Source organism: Aeromonas molluscorum (assembly GCF_051376105.1).
GTDB lineage: Bacteria > Pseudomonadota > Gammaproteobacteria > Enterobacterales > Aeromonadaceae > Aeromonas > Aeromonas molluscorum.
In genome coordinates this window covers 585,348-607,637 of the sequence record NZ_JBPQCY010000002.1, presented here as the reverse complement: position 1 = coordinate 607,637, position 22,290 = coordinate 585,348, and the positions used below count along the sequence as shown (strand labels likewise).

The 22,290-nt window shown below is 59.7% G+C and carries 23 protein-coding genes; 7 read left to right on the top strand and 16 right to left on the bottom strand.

Going from position 1 to position 22,290, the window contains the following annotated elements; translation table 11 throughout:
* Window positions 1–3 precede the first annotated feature (3 nt).
* From ACSMDR_RS13430 to rpoE, 3 genes are read right to left on the bottom strand one after another with little or no spacing between them, the layout of a single operon-like run.
* Window positions 4–984: a MucB/RseB C-terminal domain-containing protein gene (locus ACSMDR_RS13430; RefSeq protein WP_436468582.1), complete on the bottom strand. Its 981-nt coding sequence runs from the start codon at window positions 982–984 to the stop codon at window positions 4–6.
* Between the two features lie 39 nt (window positions 985–1,023).
* Window positions 1,024–1,605 (bottom strand): sigma-E factor negative regulatory protein, encoded by a 582-nt coding sequence (locus tag ACSMDR_RS13425; protein WP_436468581.1) that lies wholly within the window; start codon window positions 1,603–1,605, stop codon window positions 1,024–1,026.
* Window positions 1,606–1,627: 22 nt separating this feature from the next.
* Entirely contained in the window at window positions 1,628–2,209 is a 582-nt protein-coding gene (rpoE, locus tag ACSMDR_RS13420) for an RNA polymerase sigma factor RpoE (protein WP_005898862.1), read from the bottom strand.
* Window positions 2,210–2,391: 182 nt separating this feature from the next.
* Here rpoE and nadB point away from each other — a divergent pair, with 182 nt between their 5' ends.
* The gene (nadB, locus tag ACSMDR_RS13415) at window positions 2,392–3,999 is read left to right on the top strand and encodes an L-aspartate oxidase (protein ID WP_436468580.1); all 1,608 of its coding nucleotides are present in this window, start codon (window positions 2,392–2,394) and stop codon (window positions 3,997–3,999) included.
* Between the two features lie 103 nt (window positions 4,000–4,102).
* Here the strand turns inward: nadB and ACSMDR_RS13410 are convergent, their stop codons facing one another.
* Together ACSMDR_RS13410 and sdhE are read right to left on the bottom strand one after the other, a co-directional pair.
* The gene (locus ACSMDR_RS13410) at window positions 4,103–4,486 is read right to left on the bottom strand and encodes a protein YgfX (RefSeq protein ID WP_436469320.1); all 384 of its coding nucleotides are present in this window, start codon (window positions 4,484–4,486) and stop codon (window positions 4,103–4,105) included.
* Between the two features lie 13 nt (window positions 4,487–4,499).
* Window positions 4,500–4,769, bottom strand: coding sequence for an FAD assembly factor SdhE (gene sdhE, locus ACSMDR_RS13405; RefSeq protein ID WP_005902655.1), 270 nt, complete (start codon window positions 4,767–4,769; stop codon window positions 4,500–4,502).
* Between the two features lie 112 nt (window positions 4,770–4,881).
* On the opposite strand from sdhE, the gene ygfZ reads away from it, so the two are divergent.
* Window positions 4,882–5,793 carry a tRNA-modifying protein YgfZ gene (ygfZ, locus tag ACSMDR_RS13400; RefSeq protein ID WP_436468579.1) on the top strand — a complete coding sequence of 304 codons (912 nt, stop codon included), beginning with the start codon at window positions 4,882–4,884 and terminating at the stop codon, window positions 5,791–5,793.
* 131 nt (window positions 5,794–5,924) lie between these two features.
* Here ygfZ and ACSMDR_RS13395 read toward each other — a convergent pair whose 3' ends face one another.
* Window positions 5,925–6,821 (bottom strand): LysR family transcriptional regulator, encoded by an 897-nt coding sequence (locus ACSMDR_RS13395; protein WP_436468578.1) that lies wholly within the window; start codon window positions 6,819–6,821, stop codon window positions 5,925–5,927.
* A 148-nt stretch (window positions 6,822–6,969) separates the two neighbouring features.
* On the opposite strand from ACSMDR_RS13395, the gene ACSMDR_RS13390 reads away from it, so the two are divergent.
* The gene (locus tag ACSMDR_RS13390; protein ID WP_005902662.1) at window positions 6,970–7,401 is read left to right on the top strand and encodes a PACE efflux transporter; all 432 of its coding nucleotides are present in this window, start codon (window positions 6,970–6,972) and stop codon (window positions 7,399–7,401) included.
* A gap of 83 nt (window positions 7,402–7,484) precedes the next feature.
* On the opposite strand, the gene ACSMDR_RS13385 is transcribed toward ACSMDR_RS13390, so the two are convergent.
* Entirely contained in the window at window positions 7,485–8,747 is a 1,263-nt protein-coding gene (locus tag ACSMDR_RS13385) for a dicarboxylate/amino acid:cation symporter (protein ID WP_005902664.1), read from the bottom strand.
* 628 nt (window positions 8,748–9,375) lie between these two features.
* Window positions 9,376–9,717: a hypothetical protein gene (locus ACSMDR_RS13380; RefSeq protein ID WP_005902666.1), complete on the bottom strand. Its 342-nt coding sequence runs from the start codon at window positions 9,715–9,717 to the stop codon at window positions 9,376–9,378.
* Window positions 9,718–9,918: 201 nt separating this feature from the next.
* Here ACSMDR_RS13380 and cutA point away from each other — a divergent pair, with 201 nt between their 5' ends.
* The 4 genes from cutA to ACSMDR_RS13360 all read left to right on the top strand — a co-directional run bounded on the left by cutA (window position 9,919) and on the right by ACSMDR_RS13360 (window position 13,083).
* Window positions 9,919–10,236 (top strand): divalent-cation tolerance protein CutA, encoded by a 318-nt coding sequence (gene cutA, locus ACSMDR_RS13375; protein ID WP_436468577.1) that lies wholly within the window; start codon window positions 9,919–9,921, stop codon window positions 10,234–10,236.
* The gene (locus tag ACSMDR_RS13370; RefSeq protein WP_436468576.1) at window positions 10,233–12,002 is read left to right on the top strand and encodes a protein-disulfide reductase DsbD; all 1,770 of its coding nucleotides are present in this window, start codon (window positions 10,233–10,235) and stop codon (window positions 12,000–12,002) included. Before cutA ends, ACSMDR_RS13370 begins: the two co-directional genes overlap by 4 nt.
* Window positions 11,999–12,541 carry a GNAT family N-acetyltransferase gene (locus ACSMDR_RS13365; RefSeq protein WP_436468575.1) on the top strand — a complete coding sequence of 181 codons (543 nt, stop codon included), beginning with the start codon at window positions 11,999–12,001 and terminating at the stop codon, window positions 12,539–12,541. The genes ACSMDR_RS13370 and ACSMDR_RS13365 overlap by 4 nt, the downstream gene beginning before the upstream one ends.
* 125 nt (window positions 12,542–12,666) lie before the next feature.
* The gene (locus ACSMDR_RS13360; protein WP_005902674.1) at window positions 12,667–13,083 is read left to right on the top strand and encodes a putative periplasmic lipoprotein; all 417 of its coding nucleotides are present in this window, start codon (window positions 12,667–12,669) and stop codon (window positions 13,081–13,083) included.
* A 47-nt stretch (window positions 13,084–13,130) separates the two neighbouring features.
* Here the strand turns inward: ACSMDR_RS13360 and ACSMDR_RS13355 are convergent, their stop codons facing one another.
* The 8 genes from ACSMDR_RS13355 to ACSMDR_RS13320 form a co-directional block, all read right to left on the bottom strand.
* The gene (locus tag ACSMDR_RS13355; protein WP_436468574.1) at window positions 13,131–14,423 is read right to left on the bottom strand and encodes an NAD(P)/FAD-dependent oxidoreductase; all 1,293 of its coding nucleotides are present in this window, start codon (window positions 14,421–14,423) and stop codon (window positions 13,131–13,133) included.
* A gap of 168 nt (window positions 14,424–14,591) precedes the next feature.
* Window positions 14,592–15,671, bottom strand: a complete 1,080-nt coding sequence (gene fbaA / locus ACSMDR_RS13350) for a class II fructose-bisphosphate aldolase (RefSeq protein ID WP_436468573.1) — start codon at window positions 15,669–15,671, stop codon at window positions 14,592–14,594.
* 114 nt (window positions 15,672–15,785) lie between these two features.
* Window positions 15,786–16,949: a phosphoglycerate kinase gene (locus ACSMDR_RS13345; protein WP_436468572.1), complete on the bottom strand. Its 1,164-nt coding sequence runs from the start codon at window positions 16,947–16,949 to the stop codon at window positions 15,786–15,788.
* Window positions 16,950–17,011: 62 nt separating this feature from the next.
* Window positions 17,012–18,022: an erythrose-4-phosphate dehydrogenase gene (epd, locus tag ACSMDR_RS13340; RefSeq protein ID WP_436468571.1), complete on the bottom strand. Its 1,011-nt coding sequence runs from the start codon at window positions 18,020–18,022 to the stop codon at window positions 17,012–17,014.
* 51 nt (window positions 18,023–18,073) lie between these two features.
* Complete coding sequence (locus ACSMDR_RS13335; RefSeq protein WP_436468570.1) at window positions 18,074–19,003, bottom strand: ROK family protein; 930 nt, start codon at window positions 19,001–19,003, stop codon at window positions 18,074–18,076.
* A 216-nt stretch (window positions 19,004–19,219) separates the two neighbouring features.
* Window positions 19,220–20,287, bottom strand: coding sequence for a uroporphyrinogen decarboxylase (gene hemE, locus ACSMDR_RS13330; RefSeq protein ID WP_436468569.1), 1,068 nt, complete (start codon window positions 20,285–20,287; stop codon window positions 19,220–19,222).
* A gap of 213 nt (window positions 20,288–20,500) precedes the next feature.
* Complete coding sequence (gene nudC / locus ACSMDR_RS13325; protein ID WP_436468568.1) at window positions 20,501–21,298, bottom strand: NAD(+) diphosphatase; 798 nt, start codon at window positions 21,296–21,298, stop codon at window positions 20,501–20,503.
* A gap of 248 nt (window positions 21,299–21,546) precedes the next feature.
* Entirely contained in the window at window positions 21,547–22,146 is a 600-nt protein-coding gene (locus tag ACSMDR_RS13320; protein ID WP_005903893.1) for a TIGR04211 family SH3 domain-containing protein, read from the bottom strand.
* Window positions 22,147–22,290 lie beyond the last annotated feature (144 nt).

Sequence of the window (22,290 nt, the reverse complement as noted above, 5' to 3'; positions counted from 1 at the left end):
CGCCTACTGCACCGTCTCGTTGCGGGTCAGTGGACGCACCGACTCGGCAATGCGCTTGGCGGTATCGGCCGGAACCTCCCCCACCACAGTGATCTCGACCCCGACATCGTTGACGAAACTCACCAGAGAGGTTGCCCCCTGGCGGATGAGTTGCTGACGCACCGCCTGCTTGGGATCGACCCGGACCACGTAGACGGAGAGATCCACCAGGCCATCGGAAAGCATCATATAGTCCACCGGAGTACTGGTGGTCACCAGCTGGTGCTTGTCCTGAGAGAGCACTTTAAATCCCTCTGGCAACCAGGTGATCTGCCAGCTCAGCGTCTGCTGGGGGGCCGGATAGGCATCTTCCAACGCCAGAGCCTGGGGCAGCTTGCTGCTGGCCAGGGTCACCAGCCAGGGGGATGGCGCCGTCATCAGATCGAGATCGACCCCCAGCACCTGCTCGACCAGGTTGCCCTCTTTGTCGATCATGTCGGCGCGCAGCAGCAAATGGCTCTCTTCATCGAGCCAGAGCACGAAACCGTACTTGTCCGCCTCCTTGGGCACCATGCGGATCACTTGGGATACCCGGCCAGCCACCCGGCTGCGACCGGCGACGACCAGATCGTAGCTGCCCAGCACTCGTGCCAGCGGCATGCTGACCAGGGTGGACCAGATACCGGGGAAACGACCACCTTTGAGGGTATAGGGTTCGTGGGTGTTCTCGAAGAAGGTGAACTCATTTTGGCGCTGCAGGTACTCCACCGCCTTGCCATCCAGATAACTCAGATGAGCCACCTCTTTGCCATCTATGATGGCGTGGCTGATCCTGAGCGGTTCGATCCGCCCTTGTCTCGCCTTGACCATGGAGAGTTCGAAATTCTGTTGGGTGGAGGCACTCTGCATCTGCTGCAACAAGGCCTCGGCCGACATTTCGTCGGCCGAGGCCTTGGCACAAATCAGTAGGGCAGATGCCAGCAGGATACGGCTGGACTGGCGCACGTTAGCATTCCTGAAACGAAGGTGATGGCGGATAGGCCCTTATTCCTGAACCTGCTTGTCTTGCAACAGGCGCTGCTGCAACTGGTGATCGCGCAAGAACGCATTGATGCGCGCCCGCTGCTCATTCATCTGTTGCTCGTTCAATGTTTGCTGACGACTTGTGCGCTCACCATCCTGAGCGTAGTGAACGCTTACCGGCGAGGCACTGCCGCCAACGGGGATAGTGTTAAGCACAGGGTTGGTCTGCATGGCAGGATCCTGGCCCTGATACTGCTGCACCCCGAAGATGACCGCAGCGGCGACCGAAGCGGCAATGGCATATTGGCCAAATTGCTGACCGGCACGGCGCAGGAAGGGGATGACACGACCAGGTTGCCGCGCAGGCTGAGCAGGCGCCGCAATCGGGGCCAATATGGTCGGCTCGTCATCAAGTGCCAAGGCTATCTTGTCGCTGAGATCCAGCTGCAGATTGAGCGGCAGATCTCCCCGCATGGCATCACCGATCAGATGGTAACGGCTCCAGGTATCGCATGACTCGGCATCCATCGCCAAGAAGTCGAGTTCCTGTACATCACTCAGGTCACCATCCATCAGGGCCGAGATTTGCTGTTTATTTGCCATAAGTTAACCTGTCTTCCCCAGTTTAATTCTCAGTCAGAGGTTTCAGCTTTTTATCGATTGCGTCCCTCGCCCTGAAGATGCGGGATCTCACCGTACCCACAGGACAATCCATGATTTCTGCAATCTCTTCATAACTCAGCCCTTCCAATTCACGAAGGGTGATAGCTGTCCTCAAGTCCTCGGGCAGCGCCTCTATGGCGGCAAACACTGTCCGTTTTATCTCGTCGGTCAGTGCCAAATTCTCCGGGGTGGCGACCTCTTGCAGGGCTTCTCCACCAGCGTAGTATTCTGCCTCGTCAGCCTCCACGTCACTGCTGGGCGGCCTGCGCCCTTGGGAGGTGATGTAATTCTTGGCCGTGTTGACGGCAATTCGGTACAACCAGGTATAAAAGGCACTCTCGCCACGGAATGTCGGCAGCGCCCGATAGGCTTTGATAAAGGCCTCTTGCGCTACATCCGGCACATCGCCCGGATTATTGACATACCTGGCTACCAGGTTGACCACCTTGTGTTGGTATTTCTTTACCAACAGGTTGAACGCGTTTTTATCGCCACGTTGGACTCGCTCAACCAGTTGTTCGTCCAGTAAATTCTGGTCGCTCATCAGGCCGTAAGACCCCCATTAAGGTTATCGTTTTTCTTTTCCGGCCCTTCCTAAGCGCACAAGTTCAGACAGGGAGAATCAGAGAAAGTTCGCTTTAGTTGAAAAAAAAGTGATGCGTGCTGCACCGTTACCCTTGCTTGGGCTACCATGGTGCCAGTTCTTTATCCAGGCCAATGATACTTATGAAAGCAAGTGTTGAATACCTTTGCGACGTTCTCATCATTGGCAGCGGTGCCGCCGGTTTGTCTCTCGCTTTGCGACTGGCCGATCAGGCAAGAGTCCTGGTTCTGAGCAAGGGGCCCATCAGTGAGGGGGCCACTTTCTATGCGCAAGGAGGCATCGCTGCCGTTTTCGACGAAACCGACAGCATCGAATCCCACGTCAGTGACACCCTCAACGCAGGCGCAGGCCTGTGTGACCCCGGTGTCGTCGAGTTCACCGCACGCCATGCCCGCGACTCCATCCAGTGGTTGATCCAGCAAGGGGTTCCCTTCGATCAGGAGACGGATGACCACGGCGAGCCCCACTATCACCTGACCCGGGAAGGGGGTCATAGCCATCGCCGCATCTTCCATGCCGCCGACGCCACTGGCAAGGCGGTGCAGACCACGCTAGTCGATCAGGTGCGCGCTCACCCCAATATCCAGCTGATGGAGCGCTTCAACGCGGTGGATCTCATCACCACCCGCAAGCTGGGTCTGCCGGGCAACAAGGTACTCGGCGCCTACGTCTGGAACCGCAACGCCGAACAGGTCGAGGTGATCCGTGCTCGTTTCGTGGCCCTGGCCACCGGCGGCGCCTCCAAGGTCTACCAATATACCTCCAACCCGGATGTGAGCTCGGGAGATGGCATCGCCATGGCCTGGCGCGCCGGCTGCCGGGTGGCGAACCTGGAGTTCAACCAGTTCCACCCCACCAGCCTGTTCCACCCGGACGATCCCAATTTCCTGCTGACCGAGGCATTGCGTGGCGAAGGCGCCTATCTGCGCCGTCCGGATGGCAGCCGCTTCATGCAGGATTTCGACGAGCGGGCCGAGCTGGCGCCACGGGACATAGTCGCCCGCGCCATCGACCATGAGATGAAGCGCCTGGGCGCAGACTGCATGTATCTGGACATCAGCCACAAGCCGGCTGATTTCATCATCAAGCACTTCCCGACCATCTTTGAGCGCTGCCTCGCCGTCGGTATCGACATCACCAAAGAGCCGATGCCGATCGTCCCTGCCGCCCACTACACCTGCGGTGGCGTCATGATAGACAACAATGGTCAAACCGATATTCCCGGCCTCTATGCCATCGGCGAGGTGACCTATACCGGCCTGCATGGCGCCAACCGCATGGCCTCCAACTCCTTGCTCGAATGTGTGGTCTATGCCCATCAGGCGGGCGCCGACATCCTGGCCAAGCTGCCGATGAGCATGGAACCGCCGAGCCTGCCTGCCTGGGATGAGAGCCTGGTGGACAACTCCGACGAGCAGGTGGTGATCCAGCACAACTGGCACGAGCTGCGGCTGATGATGTGGGACTATGTGGGCATAGTGCGCACCACCAAGCGCCTCGAGCGGGCCAAACGCCGCATCGACATGCTCAAGCAGGAAGTGCAGGAGTACTACGCCAACTTCCGGGTCTCCAACAACCTGCTGGAGCTGCGCAACTTGCTGCAGGTTGCCGAACTTATCGTCAACTGCGCCATGCAGCGCAAAGAGTCCCGCGGTCTGCACTACAACCTCGACTTCCCGGACTTGAAACCCAACCCCAAACCGACAGTGTTAACCCCGGACCGGGATTGACCTCTCCCCCATAACAACAGACCCCGCCGAGTGCGGGGTCTGTTGTTATGGGGCGCGGCCACAAACTGTTTCTTGCGAGCCAAGTTAAAATCCGATGGCTTGGCTACTCCGGCTTGCTGGCCGGATTGAGATGCACGGCCCGGGCCAGGGCCCGGTAATGTTCCGGGGCCAGGGCATCGGCAAATAACCAGAGGCGAGCCTGCCCACCCCGCTCTCCCAGCAGTTGCAGCCAAAGCGCACCGGGCAAGATGCAGCTGCGAGGCCCTATCCGGTAACGCTGCCCTTGCCAGTGAAGCCACTCCTGATCCCACCGCAGGGAGGCCTGAGCCCGGCTAGCCTGACGCTGTGCCAGCACCAGCCCCAGCAGCCAAAGCGGCAGAAACAGCCCCCACAACCACCCCTGGATCAGGGATGATACCGGCCAGATCAGCAACAAAAACAGCGCCAGCAGACAGCACTGCTGGCGTCGGGAGAGGGAGACGGGGATCTGCACTCAACTCTCAGCGATTGGCATCATGACGGGCCTGGTTACGGGTGAGGATCAGCGGGATCATGGCGGCAAAATCCGGATCCGCCGGTGCCCCATGGCCCATGCACCACTTGAACAGATCCGGGTCGTCGCTCTCCAGCAGACGGATGAAGGTCAGCTGCTCGGCATCGCTCAGGCTGTCGAACTCGTGTTCAAAAAACGGCATAAAGATCACATCCAGCTCGAGCATGCCGCGGCGGCAGGCCCACTTCAGGCGGGATTTCTCGATGGGGCTCAACATGGCACTCTCCTTACAAAGACCCGTGGATGGTAACAGCAGGATTTTCAGGCTGACAAACATTCCTTACGTCTTTACCATGCAGGTCACATACTTTTGTCTCAGGAATGCGATCGTGAGCCTGCAACCCCCTGTTTTCCCGGCCGAGCCTACCCAATTTCTCCTGACCGACCTCTCTCTGGTCCGCCTGACCGGCGAGGATAGAGTCAAGTACCTGCAAGGCCAGGTTACCTGCGATGTCAGTGCCCTGACCCCGGGTCAAAGCACCCTCGGCGGCCACTGCGATGCCAAGGGCAAGCTGTGGGGGAATTTTCGCCTCTACTGCCTGCCCGAATGCCTGCTGCTACAGACCAAGGCGTCCCTATTGGCACGCCAGCTGCCGGAGTTGAAGAAGTTTGCCGTGTTCGCCAAGGTCGACATCCAGCAGAGCGAGTGGACAAGTCTGGCCATCGCAGGCACGGGCACCGATGCCTGGATCGCCGCCCAGCTCGGCCTTGGCGACAGTGGCCTCACTCCTCAGGGCATGGCGGTGCGTGTCGCCACCGATCGCTGGCTGCTGCTGTGCGAGCAGGATCCTGCCCTGACCTTGCCCAAGGCCGAACAGGCCCTCTGGTGGGCGCTGGATATCCAGGCGGGCATACCGCACCTGGAGGCCGTCCATCAAGGTGAGTACATTCCCCAGATGATCAACCTGCAGGCTCTTGGCGGCATCAGCTTCACCAAGGGTTGCTACATGGGTCAGGAGACGGTGGCCCGCGCCAAGTATCGCGGTGCCAGCAATCGCGCTTTGTTCGTGCTGGCCGGTGAGGCGACAGCCCCTGTGGCGAGCGGCGACACCCTGGAGCTGCAACTCGGCGAGAACTGGCGCCGTGGCGGCCTGGTGCTCAATGCCTGGCAGCAGAATGGTCAAGTCTGGCTCACCGCCGTGCTGCCCAAAGATACCGAGGCCGATGCCATCTATCGCCTCAAACAGGAAGAGGGCTCACGCCTGCACCTTCAACTCCTCCCCTACTCCCTGGCGGAGTAGCATCAGCGTCTCGCTTGCCAAGGCCCCTCGCGGGCCTTTTTACTGGCTGAGATCCTCTCGGTCAGTCCCGGGATCCCGCCACCGCCTCCTGATGGGCAATGACCACCAGCACCGGGGCTTTAGCGTTGCATTCAGTCCCGAAACACCTGACGAGCGTGGGCGACCAGAGCCTCCTTGAGCCAGCGGCCAGCGGGCCCCAGGGATCGGTCCCGGCGCCACAACAGCTCCAACCCCAGGCTCTGCTGCTGCGCAAGAAAGTCCACCGGCAAGAGCACCACCTCCCCTCGGGCCAACGGACCCTGCAACAGATATTGGGGGACGGATCCCCAGCCCAGGCCGCGCTTGGTGAGCTCGAGCAGACCCCAGTCCCCCTCCACCCACCAGACGTTTGGCGAGAAGCGAAATCGCTCGCGCTCCCCACCGCCGCGCTGACCCGTCACCATCAACTGGCGCTCCAGCCTGAGATGATCGAGTCCCACCTTGGCCAAGGTCGCCAAGGGGTGAGTCGGCGCCGCCACTATGGGCATGGCGAGCCGCCCAAGGGCATGAAACTCCAACTCAGGGCTCGGCTGCAGGCGCTCGTAACTGATGCCAAGCTGGGCCCTTCCCTCACGCAGCAGATGAGTGAGGTCCTCGAGCATGGGAAACAGCAGCTCCAGCTCGATGGCGGGGAAAGCCTCGGCAAAGCGGCTCAGCACCTCGGCCACCCAGGAGAGCTGGGAGTCATCATCGATGGCCAGGGTCAGGCGTGACTCCACGCCCCCATGCAACTCAAGGGCCACGGCTTGCAGCTGTTCGCTGCTGGCGAGCACCGCCCTGGCCTGCGCCACGATGCGCTCCCCCGCCGAGGTCAGTTGCGGATAGCGGCCACTGCGATCGAACAACCCGAGGTCAAGATCGGCCTCCAGATTGGCGATGGCGCTGCTCACCACCGACTGAGCCTTGCCAAGCTGGCGGGCTGCGGCCGAAAAGGAGCCACTGTCGGCGGCGGCCAGCAGGGTCCTGAGCTGCTCCAGGGAGAGATTCATTAGCACGGGCCTTGTCATGGGGGGATTGATAAGTGGCAGTATAAGACCTATCTACTAAAGAGATAGATACCAACGTGAATCCCTAGCAATTTGACGATAGATTGATGTCAGTACTTTCCGTGAAACCTGCTTGAAGAGAGAGATAGCAATGCGTACCTCCCGTGATCGTCTGCGCCACGCCATCGGCTTTGAATTGATTGGCCTGCTGATTGTCGCCCCCCTCGCCAGCTGGCTGACCGGGGTCGCCTTGAGCCACATGGGACCACTGGCCCTGTTTTTCTCGGTGCTCGCGACCGTCTGGAACTATGTCTACAACCTGGGATTTGACCGTCTGCTGCAACGGAGACAGGGTCATACCCGCAAGACGCTCTGGCAGCGGGTGGGGCATGCCATCGGCTTCGAGGGCGGTCTGCTGATCGTAGCCCTGCCCGCCATGGCCTGGTGGCTGAAAATAAGCCTGCTGGAAGCCCTGGTACTGGATCTTGGCTTTGTGATCTTCTACCTGGTCTACGCCTTCGTCTATAACCTGCTCTATGACAAGGTCTTCCCCATCCCGGCTCAGGTCACGCAACACGCCTGAGCCCGTCGCCACCATGCAAAAGGTCCACCCTGAGGTGGACCTTTTTACTGACATGCATGGACGAGTGAGTCGATCCTTTAGGGTCAGGCAACCGCTTGCTCGGGCTGAACCTCCTCAACACCTATGCCATTCTCCGATTTGGCTACCACCACGCAGACGGCAGTGTCACCCACCACATTGGAGGAGGTGCAGAACATATCATTGATACGATCCACCGCCATGATGATGGCGAGAGCCTCCATCGGTAGGCCGAGTTGCATCAGCATGACCCCTATCATGACCACGCCACCACCAGGCACACCGCCTGCCCCGATGGAGAGGATCAACACGGTAAAGCCAATGGAGAGCAGATCCGCGCTATTGATGCTGGCGCCAGTGGCGTTGGCCACAAACAGGGTCGCCAGCGTGATGTAGATGGAGACGCCGGACATATTCATGGTAGCTCCAAGCGGAACACCAAAACCAGCAATGGACTTACTGACCCCGAACTTTTCGGTCAGGGTACGCATGGTCACCGGAATAGTGGCATTGGAACTGGCGGTCGACAGGGAGAAGAGCACCTGTTCGCGGGTCTTGCGGCGAAATTCGGCGGGTTTGATCCCGGCCAACAGCCAGACCAGCAGCGGATAGACCAGGAAGATCCAGCCCACCAGCATGGCAACCACCAGCAACACATAACTGGCTACCGACATCAAGGTATCGGCCGCCATGGTGGCACCCAATTGCACCATGAGGGCAAATACGCCGTAAGGAGCCAGTTTCATCACCAGACCCACCAGCTTCATCATCACCTCGTTGGCAATGCGAAACGCATTAACGGCCGGACCGCCACGCTTATCCAGCGCCTGTATTGCCAGGCCGGTCAGGATCGCCATGAAGATGATCTGCAACATGTCACCGGAGGCAAACGCCTGGATCGGGTTGCTCGGCACTATGTTCATGATCATCTTGCCGATATCAGGGGTACTGGTATTGCCTATGTCCACCGCCTCGGCGGCCAGCGGCAAGTGAGCGCCCAACCCGGGTTGCAGCAGCAGACCCACGGTCAGGGCGGCCGTGATGGCCAACACTGTATTGCCGATGTAGAGCAGCAATGTCTTGGTTCCCAGGCGGCCGAAACTCGCCACATCCTTGAGTTCGCAGACCCCACAGACGATGGAGATGTAGACCAGGGGGATGACCATCAGCTTGATCAGGGAAACAAACATACCGCCTATTCCGCTGGCGGTGCCAACCACCCAACTGTCCAGCACTGGTTGGCCGGGGAAGAGATACTGGATGGCACTGCCTAGCACCAGGCCGACAAAGAGGCCGGCGAAGATGCGGGACGAAAGGGACTTATCCATGGGACTGCTCCTGTGTGATTGTCTGTCTTGTATTGTTTTTATAGTCAGTATCACTACCGTGACCCGACGAGGGCAGACTTTACACCCATGAAACAATTTTGCTACAAACAGCGTTTATCACTGTCAATGCCTGTGACATGGATCATATGTTCAGCATTTATCGCCACTTCCGATACATAAACAGAGCATTAACTCCAAGCAATGCCACACCAAACATTCATTTAGTTTTGTTTAACCAATAAATATTAGTTAAACATCGATATTAATCACTTACATTCAGAATTATTAACCTGAAAATAGCCAATACCACGGAGTTTATTACCAATATCATTTAGCCAATTAACCTGAGCGCCCCATGGCAGAGTGATCTGCTGACATAGTCCGCATCAGCCAGCAACAACGGCGCTCATGCCCCCCATCTTGCACCACAAGCAAGGCGCTACTGGGCAGAGCCAGCGATGAAGGTATGAGCCCGAGAAGTGGCCCACAACCAGGAGCAAGGCCTGAGCGGCGGCTAACCAGGCATTTGGGAGAGGATTGCGAGCGGATGAGATAAGCAGAGCAGAGAAAGAGTGGGGTTGCAACAACAGCGGAGGAGCGCCGGTTGCAACCCAGACAGGCTCCCGATTCAGGCCGGGGCGTTGACCAGGGGCGCTTCCTGTTCCTCAAGTGCCTGTTCTTTGCTCAGCATGGCTTCGATATCCTGCTGATATTGACTCAGCATACGCTGGGCCGCCGCCATATCCCCCTTGTGCAGCCGCTCGAACAGATGATGCTGGACCACGCCGCTCAGGTATTCGACCGTGATGGGCTGCTCCAGGGTCTCCAGCAGCTCCTCCTTGTCCAGTTCGGCATTGATCTCGTCCGCACAACTGCGCAACAGACCCGACAACTGGGTCAACATCCGACGCTCACCGTCGCGCAGCAGGCTCAACATGCGAGTTCTCTGCTGCTCATTCTGTTGGGTCATACATTTCCTTACGTCTAGGGGAACAGGCTCGCTCATTTTGCCCTGTCCGCTCAGGAGCGTCTATCCCGTCCAACACTCTTATTTTCCCCTCTCGGGGGCTGGGCGCCGTGCTGTGCTATTTCAACCGCTTCTGGGTATAGTAACCCCCATAAGCAGGGGTATTTGACCCCTTGGCGACCCAGATTCGGAGACCCCTATTCCATGACAGATGCCATGCTGCTGCTCTGTACCTGCCCGAGCCAGGCGAGCGCCGACCTCATCAGCGAGCAACTGCTCGAGCGCCGCCTCGCGGCCTGCATCAACCAGTTGGCACCGGTGCGCTCAGTCTACCGCTGGCGGGGCAAAATAGAGCGGGCAAGCGAGATCCAGCTCATCATCAAGTCCCGCATCTCCCTCTTTGCTGACATAGAGCAGAGGATTTTGGCCCTGCATCCCTATGAGACCCCCGAGCTGCTGATGCTGCCCATCACAGGTGGCCACACGCCTTATCTCGCCTGGCTGATGGAGGAAACTTCATGATGGGCGCGCACTTGTTTCGCTCCTTGTTGCTGCTCTGCAGCCTGCTGGTTCCCCTCTCTCAGGCTCAGGCCAGCGGCGATCTGCTTGGCTCCCTGGGACTGGGTCAACAGAGCCCCAGCTTCCTCAAGGTCGATCAGGCCTTCGTGCTCGACTCGGTGCAAGATGGTGACAGACTGACGGTGCGCCTGCAGATCGCCGATGGCTACTACCTCTACCGTCACCGCTTCACTTTCAAGGGAGAGAACGCCAGCCTCGATGCCCCCACGCTTCCCCCAGGCAGTGACCATGAAGATGACTTCTTCGGTAAAACAGAGGTTTACTACCAGCAAGTCGAGATACCGCTGCAGCTTACCCAGGTTGACGAACGGGGACGCCTGCACATCAGCTATCAGGGTTGTACCGAGGGACTCTGCTACCCGCCGACCGACAAAGTGATAGCACTGACTCCCCTTGCGGCCCAAACCACTGCGGAGCCAGGCGAAAACCAGCCAGTGGCTGAGAGTACGCCGACCAGCCAGCAGGACAAGCTGGCCGCAGCACTCGGCAACCAGGGCTTCTGGCTCAGCATTGCCGCCTTCTTCGTGCTGGGGCTCGGGCTCGCCTTCACCCCCTGCGTTTTCCCCATGTACCCCATACTGACCGGCATCATTGCAGGGGCTGGTGCGCGACTGTCGACCCGACGAGCCTTCCTGCTCTCTCTGGTTTATGTGCAAGGCATGGCCGTCACCTACACCCTGCTCGGCTTGGTGGTGGCGTCTGCTGGGCTGAAATTCCAGGCAGCCTTGCAGCACCCCTATGTGCTGATCGGCCTCTCGGCCATGTTCGTGCTGCTGGCGCTCTCCATGTTCGGCTGCTACAGCCTGCAACTGCCAAGCGGCCTGCAAACCCGGCTAGCCGGCCTCTCCAACCGCCAGCAGGGCGGCTCAATACCCGGGGTCGCCATCATGGGCATGATCTCGGGGCTGGTCTGCTCCCCCTGCACCACGGCACCGCTGTCGGGTGCACTCATCTATGTGGCCCAGAGCGGCGACCTCTGGCTCGGCGGTGCGGCGCTCTATGCCCTCTCCCTGGGGATGGGGCTGCCGCTGCTGCTGCTCGGCACCTCAGGGGGCAAGCTGCTGCCCAGGGCAGGGGCCTGGATGGATGTGATCAAACAGCTCTTCGGGTTTGCGCTGCTGGCCGTGCCCATACTGCTGCTGTCACGGCTGTGGAGCGATCAGCTCGCCACCCTGGCATGGCTCGCGTGGGGGCTGGCCCTGTGCGGCTATCTCTATCACCACAATCAAGGATCCCCCCACAGCCTGGGCAAGAGCCTGCGCGGCTTTCTCATCCTGCTGGCCATGATAACCGGCGCACTCCTGGTCAAGGAGACCCTGTTCCCGGCCCCCATCGCACAAGTCGAGGCCAAGGCGCCCCAGTTTGTACGGGTCAAGACGGTACAGGATCTGCAACGACAGCTGGCCGCAGCCCGCGGCAAGCCGGTGATGCTGGATCTCTACGCCGACTGGTGCGTGGCCTGCAAGGAGTTCGAACACAAGACGTTCAGCGATCCTGCCGTGCGGGCGCGTTTCGATGAGATGGTATTGCTGCAGGCCGATGTCACCGCCAATGATGATGACGACGTCACCCTGCTCAATGAGCTGAAGGTGCTGGGGTTGCCTACCCTTATTTTCTTCGACCGCAAGGGCAAGGAGCTGACCGGGCAACGCATCACTGGTTTCATGGGACCTGATGAGTTTCTCGGCCAGCTGGACACCCTGCCGTGAGGCTGACGTCGCAGGGATTCTCCCATCTGCGACTGATGAGGTTGCTGCCAGCGCGCGCACCGCATCTGGATCTGCTCTGGGATCTGCTGATGGCAACCCCGGATTACAGCCTGCTGATCACCCGACGCTTGCCGACGCGCCAGGATGTCTGGGAGCTGCTCAACGACTGCCCCGCGGGGATCACGGCCCAAGACAAGCTGGTGCTGGCCATCATGGACGAGCAGCACATCGTGGGCTGCATCGATCTGGTTCGCGGTTACCCCACCCCAGAGACCGCCTTTCTCGGCCTGCTGCAGCTCAGACCAGCAGCCCAGGGTCAAGGCCTTGGCAGCGCCATGCTCTGCGAGATCATGGCGCAGGCCGTAGCCTGGCACTGTATCCGGCTACGCCTGGCGGTGATCGAGACCAATGGCCCCGGCCTCACCTTCTGGCTGCGCCACGGTTTTTGCCAGGTGGGACGCCGGTCACTGCCCCAGTACGTCGGTGATGCCCTGCTGATGGAGCGGGCCGTCTGCCACCCCTACCCGCAGACGGAATGACCCGGTCGCCGTGCCGCCACATCACGCCTGCCGTTTTTTCTGCGCCCTGGCCGCCAATCCCCTTGTATATGACGAGCGCCATGGCAGAATCTGCCCTTTCCCCCGTAATGCCCTCTGGAGTCGTGATGAAAAAGTGGTTCATCCCCCTGCTAGCTCTCTGGCTGTCTGCCTGCAGCTCGGGACCCGGGGTCGACGAGATAGAGAGCCAGGTCAGGGCCCGCCTGCTGGCCGATAGCGATGCCAAGCTGTTTGATATGAGCGACTTTCAGGTACTGGACAAGAGTGAATCCCAGGAAGGCGTGTATCTGATCAAGGTCAGCTATCAACTGCACTTCAAACAAGGGCTGGATCAGCTGCAAGTGTTGCAGGACGAGGATCTGGTCTACGACAAGGTGGGCCCCTATCAGCAGGAGATGGCGCTGATGGAACTGGAGCGAAAATACGGCGACTTTGAGGCGGGACATGTCGTGGCGCAGCAGACCCAGGTATGGATGGTCAAGACAGAGCAGGGCTGGCGCCTGGCCGAACCCAGCCAAACATAGGGATGATGCCCTTCATCCCTATCAATCTGCAGGCCGCCTCACCCCTCTTAGAGCAGATCTTTCATCCTGTGCCACAGCATGCCCAGTGCCAGTAGGGGAGACCGCAAGGCGGGCCCCCCCGGGAAACTCATGTGGGGAACGCTGCTGAACAGATCGAACCCCCGGCTCTGCCCCACGATTGCCTCGGCCACCAGCTTGGCGGCCATGTGGGTAGCATTGAGGCCATGCCCCGAATAAGCCTGGGCATAGAAGACGTTGTCATGATCAGGCAAGCGCCCAATCTGCGGCAGGCGGTTGGCACCTATGCCTATCATTCCTCCCCACTGAAACTCGATGGCGGTACCCGCGAGCTCCGGGAAAACCCGCAACAATTTTGGCAGCATGAAGGCCTTGATGTCTTTGGGATCCTTCCCCGAGTAGTTGCAGGCTCCGCCAAACAGCAGACGCCCATCTGCCGATAGCCGGTAGTAATCAAGGGCCACATTCTGATCGCACACCGCCATGTTTTGCGGCAGCAAGCGCTGGCGCAACCGCTTCTCAAGCACCTGGGTCGCCAAAATATACGAACCGGCAGGCAGCACCCGTCCCCCTATCTCGGGATCAAGATCATTGAGGTAGGCGTTGCAGCCAAGCACCAGGTATTTGGCGCGGCATCGGCCATGGGCCGTGGTGACTTGCACCGTGCTGCCATAGTCGATATGGGTCACCCGGGAGTGCTCGAACAGAGCGACCCCGAGGCTGACGGCGGCGCGCGCCTCGCCGAGAGCCAGGTTGAGTGGGTGCAGGTGACCCGACCCCATATCGACCAGACCGCCGATATAGCGCGGTGAGCCCACCACGCTGGCCATGTCGCCTCTATCCACCAGGCGCAGTTCATGCTGGTAACCCAGGGCCTGAAGGTGCTTGAGCTCTTGCTCGAAGCCACGCACGTGCCGCGTCTTGGTGGCGAGATCGCAATAGCCCCAGCGCAAGTCGCAGTCGATGTTGAAACGCTCGATGCGCTCGCGCACCAGTTGCACCGCCTCCAGCCCCATCAGATCCAGCTCGCGCACCCCTTGCTCACCGATATGGCGGATGAACTGGCTGGTGTCATGGCCGATGCCGCGGATCAGCTGGCCACCGTTGCGACCGGACGCCCCCCAACCGATGCGATTCGCCTCAAGCAAAATCACCTTGTAGCCCGCCTCCGCCAGATTGATGGCGGTATTGAGTCCGGTGAAACCGCCCCCTATGACGCAGACATCCGCATCCAGCTCACCAGATAGCTCGGGCCAACTCGAAAGGTCATTGCGCGTCGCCGCATAATATGAGGCTGTGTGTTCCTGATTCCCTGTACCCATAAGTCAGCATCCTGCCCATGTCTGTTTACTAAAATAAACAACCGTTAACAGAGAATACCCATAGGGGGGACGGCAATCCAGCCTCTCCACCACGAAAACCCCTGGCGAGTCACAGAAACGCAAAAGGCGCCCCTGAGGGCGCCTTGGTCAGCAATCGAGTACCGAGAATTACAGTACGTCGATGGCGTTCAGGTCGGAGAAGGCTTTCTCCAGACGAGCGATCATGGAAGTCTGACCGGCACGTACCCAGACGCGCGGATCGTAGAACTTCTTGTTCGGCTTGTCGGCACCTTCAGGGTTGCCCAACTGAGCTTGCAGGTAAGCTTCGTTCGCCTTGTAGAAGTCCAGCACACCTTCCCATGTTGCCCACTGGGTGTCGGTATCGATGTTCATCTTGACCACACCGTAGGAGATGGACTCGCGGATCTCTTCCAGGGTAGAACCTGAACCACCGTGGAATACGAAGTCCAGAGACTTGGCTGGCAGACCGAACTTCTCGGAAACGAATTTCTGGGAAGCATCCAGGATGGACGGGGTCAGCTTGACGTTACCCGGCTTGTAAACACCGTGCACGTTGCCGAAGGAGGCAGCGATGGTGAAACGCGGGCTGATCTTGGACAGACGCTCGTAAGCGTAAGCCACGTCTTCCGGCTGGGTGTACAGGGAGGATTGGTCCAGGTGGCTGTTGTCCACGCCATCTTCTTCACCGCCGGTGCAACCCAGTTCCAGCTCCAGAGTCATGTTCATCTTGGCCATGCGGGTCAGGTATTCGCAGCAGATGTCGATGTTCTCTTCCAGCGGCTCTTCGGACAGGTCCAGCATGTGGGAGGAGAACAGCGGCTTGCCGGTCTCGGCAAAGTGCTTCTCACCGGCGTCCAGCAGGCCGTCGATCCAGGGCAGCAGCTTCTTGGCAGCGTGGTCGGTGTGCAGGATGACCGGCACGCCGTAAGCTTGTGCAACAGCGTGCACATGCTTGGCACCGGAGATGGCACCCAGCACGGCAGCTTGCTGGCCTTCCAGCTTCAGGCCCTTGCCGGCGGTGAACACGGCACCGCCGTTGGAGAACTGAACGATGACCGGAGCCTTCACCTTGGCGGCAGCTTCCAGCACGGCGTTGACGGAGTCGGTACCGACACAGTTAACAGCCGGCAGAGCGAAGCCGTTCTCTTTAGCGATAGCGAACACTTTCTGAACGTCATCACCAGTGATCACGCCGGGTTTTACGAAGTCGAAAATTTTCTTAGACATGTTAATCGTCCTGTTCTCGTATGCCGTTAATAAAAAGTGGAGGTTTATCACGAACCGCCGCAGCGGCCACATGATAAACGAAACGGGAGGCTTTTGCCCCCCGTCCCGGGTCAATTAGGCTTTGGCGCGCTGTTCCAGCATGGCCACGGCCGGCAGTACCTTGCCTTCTACAAACTCCAGGAAGGCGCCGCCGCCGGTGGAGATGTAGGAGACTTTGTCGGCGATGCCGAACTTGTCGATGGCCGCCAGGGTGTCACCACCACCAGCGATGGAGAAGGCCGGGGAAGCCGCGATCGCTTCGGCGATAACTTTGGTGCCAGCCGAGAACTGGTCGAACTCGAATACACCAACCGGGCCGTTCCACAGAATGGTCTTGGCGTTCATGATGATGTCAGCCAGGGCCTTGGCAGAATCCGGGCCGATGTCGAAGATCATGTCGCCATCGGTCACGTCGGAGACGGACTTGATGGTGGCCGGAGTGTTTTCTGAGAACTCGCTGCCCACGACCACGTCGGTGGTGACCGGAATGTTGGTCTCGGCGGCCAGTTTCTTGGCTGTGTCGAGCAGGTCATGTTCGCACAGGGACTTGCCGACGTTGTGACCGGCAGCGGCGATGAAGGTGTTGGCGATGCCACCACCGACCACCAGCTGGTCAGCGATCTTGGAGAGGGATTCCAGCACGGTCAGCTTGGTGGAAACCTTGGAGCCGCCCACGATGGCAACCATGGGGCGCTCGGGCTTGAGCATGGCTTTGCCCAGGGCCTCCAGTTCACCGGCCAGCAGGGGACCTGCACAGGCGACGGGGGCAAACTGAGCCACACCGTAGGTAGAACCTTCGGCGCGGTGAGCAGTACCGAATGCATCCATTACAAAGACGTCACACAGGGCGGCGTATTTTTTGGCCAGCTCTTCGGTGTTCTTCTTCTCGCCTTTGTTGAAGCGGCAGTTTTCCAGCACAACCAGCTCACCGGCGGCAACGTCTACGCCATCCAGGTAATCTTTGGCCAAGGTGACGTTGCAGGAGAGTGCGTCTTTCAGATAGTTGACAACCGGCGCCAGGGAGAACTCTTCGTTGTATTCACCCTCGGTCGGACGACCCAGGTGGGAGGTGATCATCAGCTTGGCGCCCTTTTCCAGAGCCAGCTTGATGGTCGGCAGCGTCGCTTTGATCCGTGCATCGGAAGTGACCTTGCCATCTTTTACCGGCACGTTCAGGTCAGCACGGATCAGTACGCGTTTACCCGCCAGATCCAGGTCGGTCATCTTGATAACAGACATATTCAGTCCTCTATATTTTCAGGTAATGTTAAAAACAGTAACCTTGCGCCCGGTGCAGGCTCTCAGCCTGCGGCCATCATGGCCCGGGTGGTATCCAGCATGCGGTTGGCGAAGCCCCATTCGTTATCGCACCACATCAACATCTTGACGAGGTTGGCATCGCTGACCCTTGTCTGGGTACCATCGATGATGCAGGAGTGTGCATCATGATTGAAATCGACGGAGACCAAGGGTTCCTCCGTGTAATCCAGAATACCCTGTAATGTACCTCTGGATGCCCGCTGCAGGGCTTGATTTACGTCAGTAACCGTCACTTTTTTACGAACAGTAATACTGAGATCCATTGCCGTTACATTGATGGTCGGCACCCGTACAGCGATCGCCTCAAACTTGCCGGCGAAGTGGGGAAGGATACGCTCCAACCCCTTTGCCAGCTTGGTATCCACCGGAATGATGGACTGGCTGGCTGCCCGAGTTCTGCGCAAGTCACTGTGATAGGCATCGATGACTTGCTGGTCGTGCATGGCCGAATGAATTGTCGTAATAGTACCACAATTTATCTCAAATTCTCGATGCAATGTTTCGATGACGGGCACCACGCAGTTGGTGGTACAGGAGGCATTGGAGACGATCCGCTCCCGCCCGGTCAAGGTCTGATGGTTTACCCCGAAAACGATTGTCGCATCCACATCCGCATCCGCGGGATGGGAGAAGAGCACCTTGCCCGCCCCTGCCCCCAGATGGCGCTGCGCATCCGCCCGGGAGCCAAACACGCCGGTACAGTCTAGCACCACATCCACCCCCAGCGCCCGCCATGGCAAATTGGCGGGATCCCGCTCGGCGAACAGGGCTATGAGATCCTGCCCTACCTGCATGCTGCTACCGGCCAGTTGCACCGGGTGTGCGAAACGACCATGGCTGGTATCGAAGCGGGTCAGGTGCACCATGGCCTCGGGCGCCGCCAGCTCGTTGATGGCGACTATCTTGATGCTCTTGTCCCGACCGCTCTCGTAAAGAGCACGCAGCACATTGCGGCCGATCCGCCCGTAACCATTGATGGCAATCTTGATCATGGAAATTACGTGTCCTTACCTGCGACTAAAGAGAGGATGAAGAGGGAAGCGTCATGAGAGTTGCGCCTCCCGGAAGGTGCCACGAGCCAGGAGTGCCGCGCCGAAGACCCCGGCACTGTCACCCAGGGCTGGAGCAATAATGGGGGCCCTGAAGCGGGGATTAAAGAGGAAGGGCAAAATTGTCTGGGCCGGGACGCTATAGAGACTCTGCACATTGCCCACCCCGCCGCCGATGACGATGACATCCGGATCGAGAATATTGACCACGTTGGCCAGGGCCTGGCCAAACAGCAGGTGCAGACGGTCGATGGTGAGTTTGGCCACATGGTCATGGGCCGTGGCCGCCGCAATCTGGGCCAGCGGGAGATGACGCTTGGTCTTGGCCTGGTACCAGGCCTCCAGGGCCGGGCCGCTGATGAGGGTTTCGACACAACCGCGTTTGCCGCAGTAGCACTCGGGTCCGTCGGGGGAGAGCACATTATGACCCCACTCCCCGGCGATGCCGTGGTGGCCATTGAGGATCTGGCCGTTGATGACGATGCCGGAGCCCACTCCGGTGCCCATGATGATGCCAAATACGACCTTGGCATCGGGATGGTGCTGGCGCACCGCCCCCAGGTGGGTTTCCGCCAGGGCGAAGCAGTTGGCGTCGTTGGCGATCAGCACCGGAATGCCGAGCCTGCGCTCGAGATCTTCCTTGAACGGCTTGCCGTTGAGTTCGGTGGTGTTGCAGTTCTTCATCAGCCCGGTCTGGGGGTCCCGGGCGCCTGGGGTGCCCATGCCGATGACGGCCGGGCGCTGACCGAGCTTGGCGGCACACTCGTCCACCAGCTTGGCTATCTGGCCAATCATGTGCTCGTAACCGCCACGGCGCTCGGTGGGAATGCGATGGCGCAGCAGCACCTCGCCGCCATCGAGCACCACGCACTCGCACTTGGTACCGCCCAGATCGATACCCCAATCCCACGACTTCTTGCTCATTCTGCCTCCTGCATGGCGAGCGAGACGGCCGATACGCGGCCTCGCACGCTGTCGCTCATCTTGTGTGTGGCCACCGCCACAGATGGCGCAGTGTAACCCGAGCCGGGGCCGGCGCGCAGTATCCAAAACAGTACAAGGGCCAAAACGGCTCCGACCCGGATAATACAACGGGGCCCTGGGGCCCCGTTGTCATGATGCTGATGCTGCGGTTCGACCTCAGCGGCCGTGGTACTGGCCGGACAGCTCATGCACCGCATTGACAAATACCCCGGCGTGCTCCGGATCCACATCCTGATGGATGCCGTGACCCAGGTTGAAGACGTGGCCGTTGCCGCTGCCAAAGCCCGCCAGTATGGTGGCGACCTCTTCGCGAATGCGCTCAGGGGCGGCGTAGAGCATGGAGGGATCCATGTTGCCCTGCAACGCCACCTTGTCACCGACCCGGCGCTTGGCATCCGCGATGTCTATGGTCCAGTCCAGTCCAAGGGCATCGCAGCCGGTGGCGGCGATCTGCTCCAGCCATTGACCGCCGTTCTTGGTGAACAGGGTGACCGGCACCCGGCGGCCCTCGTGTTCGCGGATCAGGCCATCGACGATCTTGTGCATGTACTGCAGGGAGAAGTCGCGGTAATCCCGCGGGGTCAGCACGCCGCCCCAGGTATCGAACACCATGACGGACTGGGCACCCGCCTTGATCTGGGCGTTGAGGTACGAGATCACGCTGTCCGCCAGCTTGTCGAGCAGCAGGTGCAGAGTCTGGGGCTCGGCATACATCATCTGCTTGATCTTGGTGAAGGCCTTGGAGCTGCCCCCCTCCACCATGTAGGTGGCCAGGGTCCAGGGGCTGCCGGAGAAGCCAATCAACGGCACTTCGCCTTTCAGCTCGCGGCGAATGGTACGCACCGCATTCATCACGTAGCCGAGTTCATCTTCCGGATCCGGATGTGGCAGCGCCTGCACCTGCGCCAGCGAGGTGATGGGGCGCTCGAAGCGCGGGCCTTCGCCATGCTCGAAATAGAGACCCAGTCCCATGGCGTCAGGAATGGTGAGGATGTCGGAGAAGAGGATGGCGGCATCGAGCGGGTAGCGGCGCAGGGGCTGCAGAGTGACTTCACAAGCCAGCTCGGCGTTGCGGCACAGGGACATGAAGTCCCCTGCGACGGCGCGGGTCGCCTTGTATTCCGGCAGATAACGGCCAGCCTGGCGCATCATCCATACCGGGGTCATGTCCACATCCTGGCGCAACAGGGCACGCAGATATCGATCGTTCTTCAGCTCTTTCATCCCAATTCCTGAGTCATATCACGCATAAAATGACGGATATGATACCACTTTGTGCGCCGCTGCGGGGGATGCAAACCACAGCGCCGACCGCCCGGAGTGCAAAGATGTGAGAGGGCGCAACCTCGGCTTGCGATGCCAGTGGTTTTCCGGGGCCGGGCAGACGTCGATTCAGGCATCGCTCATCCCCCACCTGTGGCCAGGTTGCAACCGCCCTCAGAGGGGCTCGCGGCAGAGCTCAATCAATCGGCGCGCTATGGTGCCATGCGGTGGAATGCGCGGCAGGGCATCGAGTTCGAAGAAATCGGCGGCCACCAGCTCCTCCTCCTGCAGGCGGATCTCGCCGCCCTGGTACTCGGCGATGAAGCCCATCATCAAGCTGTGGGGGAAGGGCCAGGGCTGGCTGCCTACATAGCGGATATTGCCGACCCGGATGCCGCTCTCCTCAAACACCTCCCGCGCCACACACTGCTCCAGGTTTTCGCCAGCCTCGACGAAGCCCGCCAGCACGGTGAACATGGGGTCGTCCGCCTGATAGTGACGGCGATGGGCCCCCAGCAGCAGTTGGGAGCCCCGACGCACCGCCACTATGATGCAGGGGGAGATACGCGGATATGCCATGTGTCCCTGATGGCACCCTTGTGCCCACTCCCCCATCTTGGGTGTCATGGGGGCGCCGCACTCGCCACAGAATTTGTGGCTGCGGCGAAAGGTCGCCAACTGCCAGGCACGGCCACCGAGGCGAAACCCCTCCTCGTCTCCCGCAACCATCAGCTGGCGCAGCGGGCTCCATTGCCCAAGCGCAGGCGACGCACCGAAGAGTGACACTCCTTCTCCCAGGTCATGGAGATAGCAAGGCGCGTCATCCCACAGGTCGAATGCCTCGAAGGCCAGAGCCTGCCAGGACGAGGGCAACGCCTGCCGGGTACAGTGCGGGATCCGGCCCGCGTCATCCAGCCAGATCAGGTGATCACCTGCCAGCACAAACCAGTGGGCCTGTTCGGTTAGTTCCATGATAGCCAAGCTCTTTTTCACGTTCGATTGAGATAGCTGGCGGGTGAAAACCTGCCAAGAATAATTCGCATATTACGGAGGATGCATCTCGCAGGCGAGCCTCAGGAGACCCTTTTCAACCAAGAAGGAGGAGAAAACCTGCACTGACCAGCACCGACAGTGGCGACGAGACGCAGCAAAAAGGGTCGCCCATGGGCGACCCTTTTTCATGACCAAACGGCCTGCTGCCTGTGATGGGCGACAGGGCCTCAGTTCATCCAGCGCTCACTCTGCTTGCGGCGACGAGGCAGCAGGGGCAAGAGGATGCCAAGTAGTATGCCGCCACCGACCATGGCTCCCCCCCGGATGAACCAATCCATCTGCATATCATGCTCGCGGTTGTCGATGCTGCTGCTCAAGGCATCATTCTGCGCCTTGACGCTGGCAAGCTCCTCACTCTGGTTGTCGAGCTGCCCCTTGAGATTGGTGAGCATGGTATCTTGCTCGGCAATCTTGCCATCCTTCTCGGCGAAGCGCTGCTCGTTGTCACCATTGAGGTTTTGCAGGCGATCCTTGAGGGTTTGCAGCTCCTGTTCCAGTTGGGGCACACGTACCTTCAGGCTGGGTTCGCTCTGCAACTCGTCACTCTTGATCCAGCCTTCACGACCGCGCTCATCCACCACCTGAGTGAAACCGGCCTGGCCGCCTTTCACTTCCAGGGCTTCACCGGCCTTGACGCTGCCGAGGATCCGGTACTGGGTACCAGGTCCGCCGTGCATGAAGATATAGATGTTGTCTGAAACATAACGGGTCTCGGCCAGGGCGGATTGAGCACACAGGCAGATCAGTATCCCGAGGAGGGCGCGCATGGTCAGTCGATTCTCTCGATTGGTTAGGAATTGGCTGGAATGTTAAGCCGCGTCATGGTCAAAGGACAAGCAAAGAAACCGCCTTCCCCCAAGGCGGCGAGGCTATTCAAAACCACTGTGTTGGCGCCCGACCCTGTGCTGACG

Excerpts from the sequence above, each read along its gene's own strand:
- ACSMDR_RS13425 (WP_436468581.1), bottom strand. The coding sequence starts at position 1,605 with ATGGCAAATAAACAGCAAATCTCGGCCCTGATGGATGGTGACCTGAGT.
- rpoE (WP_005898862.1), bottom strand. The coding sequence starts at position 2,209 with ATGAGCGACCAGAATTTACTGGACGAACAACTGGTTGAGCGAGTCCAA.
- nadB (WP_436468580.1), top strand. The coding sequence starts at position 2,392 with ATGAAAGCAAGTGTTGAATACCTTTGCGACGTTCTCATCATTGGCAGC.
- sdhE (WP_005902655.1), bottom strand. The coding sequence starts at position 4,769 with ATGTTGAGCCCCATCGAGAAATCCCGCCTGAAGTGGGCCTGCCGCCGC.
- ACSMDR_RS13395 (WP_436468578.1), bottom strand. The coding sequence starts at position 6,821 with ATGAATCTCTCCCTGGAGCAGCTCAGGACCCTGCTGGCCGCCGCCGAC.
- ACSMDR_RS13390 (WP_005902662.1), top strand. The coding sequence starts at position 6,970 with ATGCGTACCTCCCGTGATCGTCTGCGCCACGCCATCGGCTTTGAATTG.
- ACSMDR_RS13385 (WP_005902664.1), bottom strand. The coding sequence starts at position 8,747 with ATGGATAAGTCCCTTTCGTCCCGCATCTTCGCCGGCCTCTTTGTCGGC.
- ACSMDR_RS13380 (WP_005902666.1), bottom strand. The coding sequence starts at position 9,717 with ATGACCCAACAGAATGAGCAGCAGAGAACTCGCATGTTGAGCCTGCTG.
- cutA (WP_436468577.1), top strand. The coding sequence starts at position 9,919 with ATGACAGATGCCATGCTGCTGCTCTGTACCTGCCCGAGCCAGGCGAGC.
- ACSMDR_RS13370 (WP_436468576.1), top strand. The coding sequence starts at position 10,233 with ATGATGGGCGCGCACTTGTTTCGCTCCTTGTTGCTGCTCTGCAGCCTG.
- ACSMDR_RS13360 (WP_005902674.1), top strand. The coding sequence starts at position 12,667 with ATGAAAAAGTGGTTCATCCCCCTGCTAGCTCTCTGGCTGTCTGCCTGC.
- ACSMDR_RS13355 (WP_436468574.1), bottom strand. The coding sequence starts at position 14,423 with ATGGGTACAGGGAATCAGGAACACACAGCCTCATATTATGCGGCGACG.
- fbaA (WP_436468573.1), bottom strand. The coding sequence starts at position 15,671 with ATGTCTAAGAAAATTTTCGACTTCGTAAAACCCGGCGTGATCACTGGT.
- ACSMDR_RS13345 (WP_436468572.1), bottom strand. The coding sequence starts at position 16,949 with ATGTCTGTTATCAAGATGACCGACCTGGATCTGGCGGGTAAACGCGTA.
- epd (WP_436468571.1), bottom strand. The coding sequence starts at position 18,022 with ATGATCAAGATTGCCATCAATGGTTACGGGCGGATCGGCCGCAATGTG.
- ACSMDR_RS13335 (WP_436468570.1), bottom strand. The coding sequence starts at position 19,003 with ATGAGCAAGAAGTCGTGGGATTGGGGTATCGATCTGGGCGGTACCAAG.
- hemE (WP_436468569.1), bottom strand. The coding sequence starts at position 20,287 with ATGAAAGAGCTGAAGAACGATCGATATCTGCGTGCCCTGTTGCGCCAG.
- nudC (WP_436468568.1), bottom strand. The coding sequence starts at position 21,298 with ATGGAACTAACCGAACAGGCCCACTGGTTTGTGCTGGCAGGTGATCAC.
- ACSMDR_RS13320 (WP_005903893.1), bottom strand. The coding sequence starts at position 22,146 with ATGCGCGCCCTCCTCGGGATACTGATCTGCCTGTGTGCTCAATCCGCC.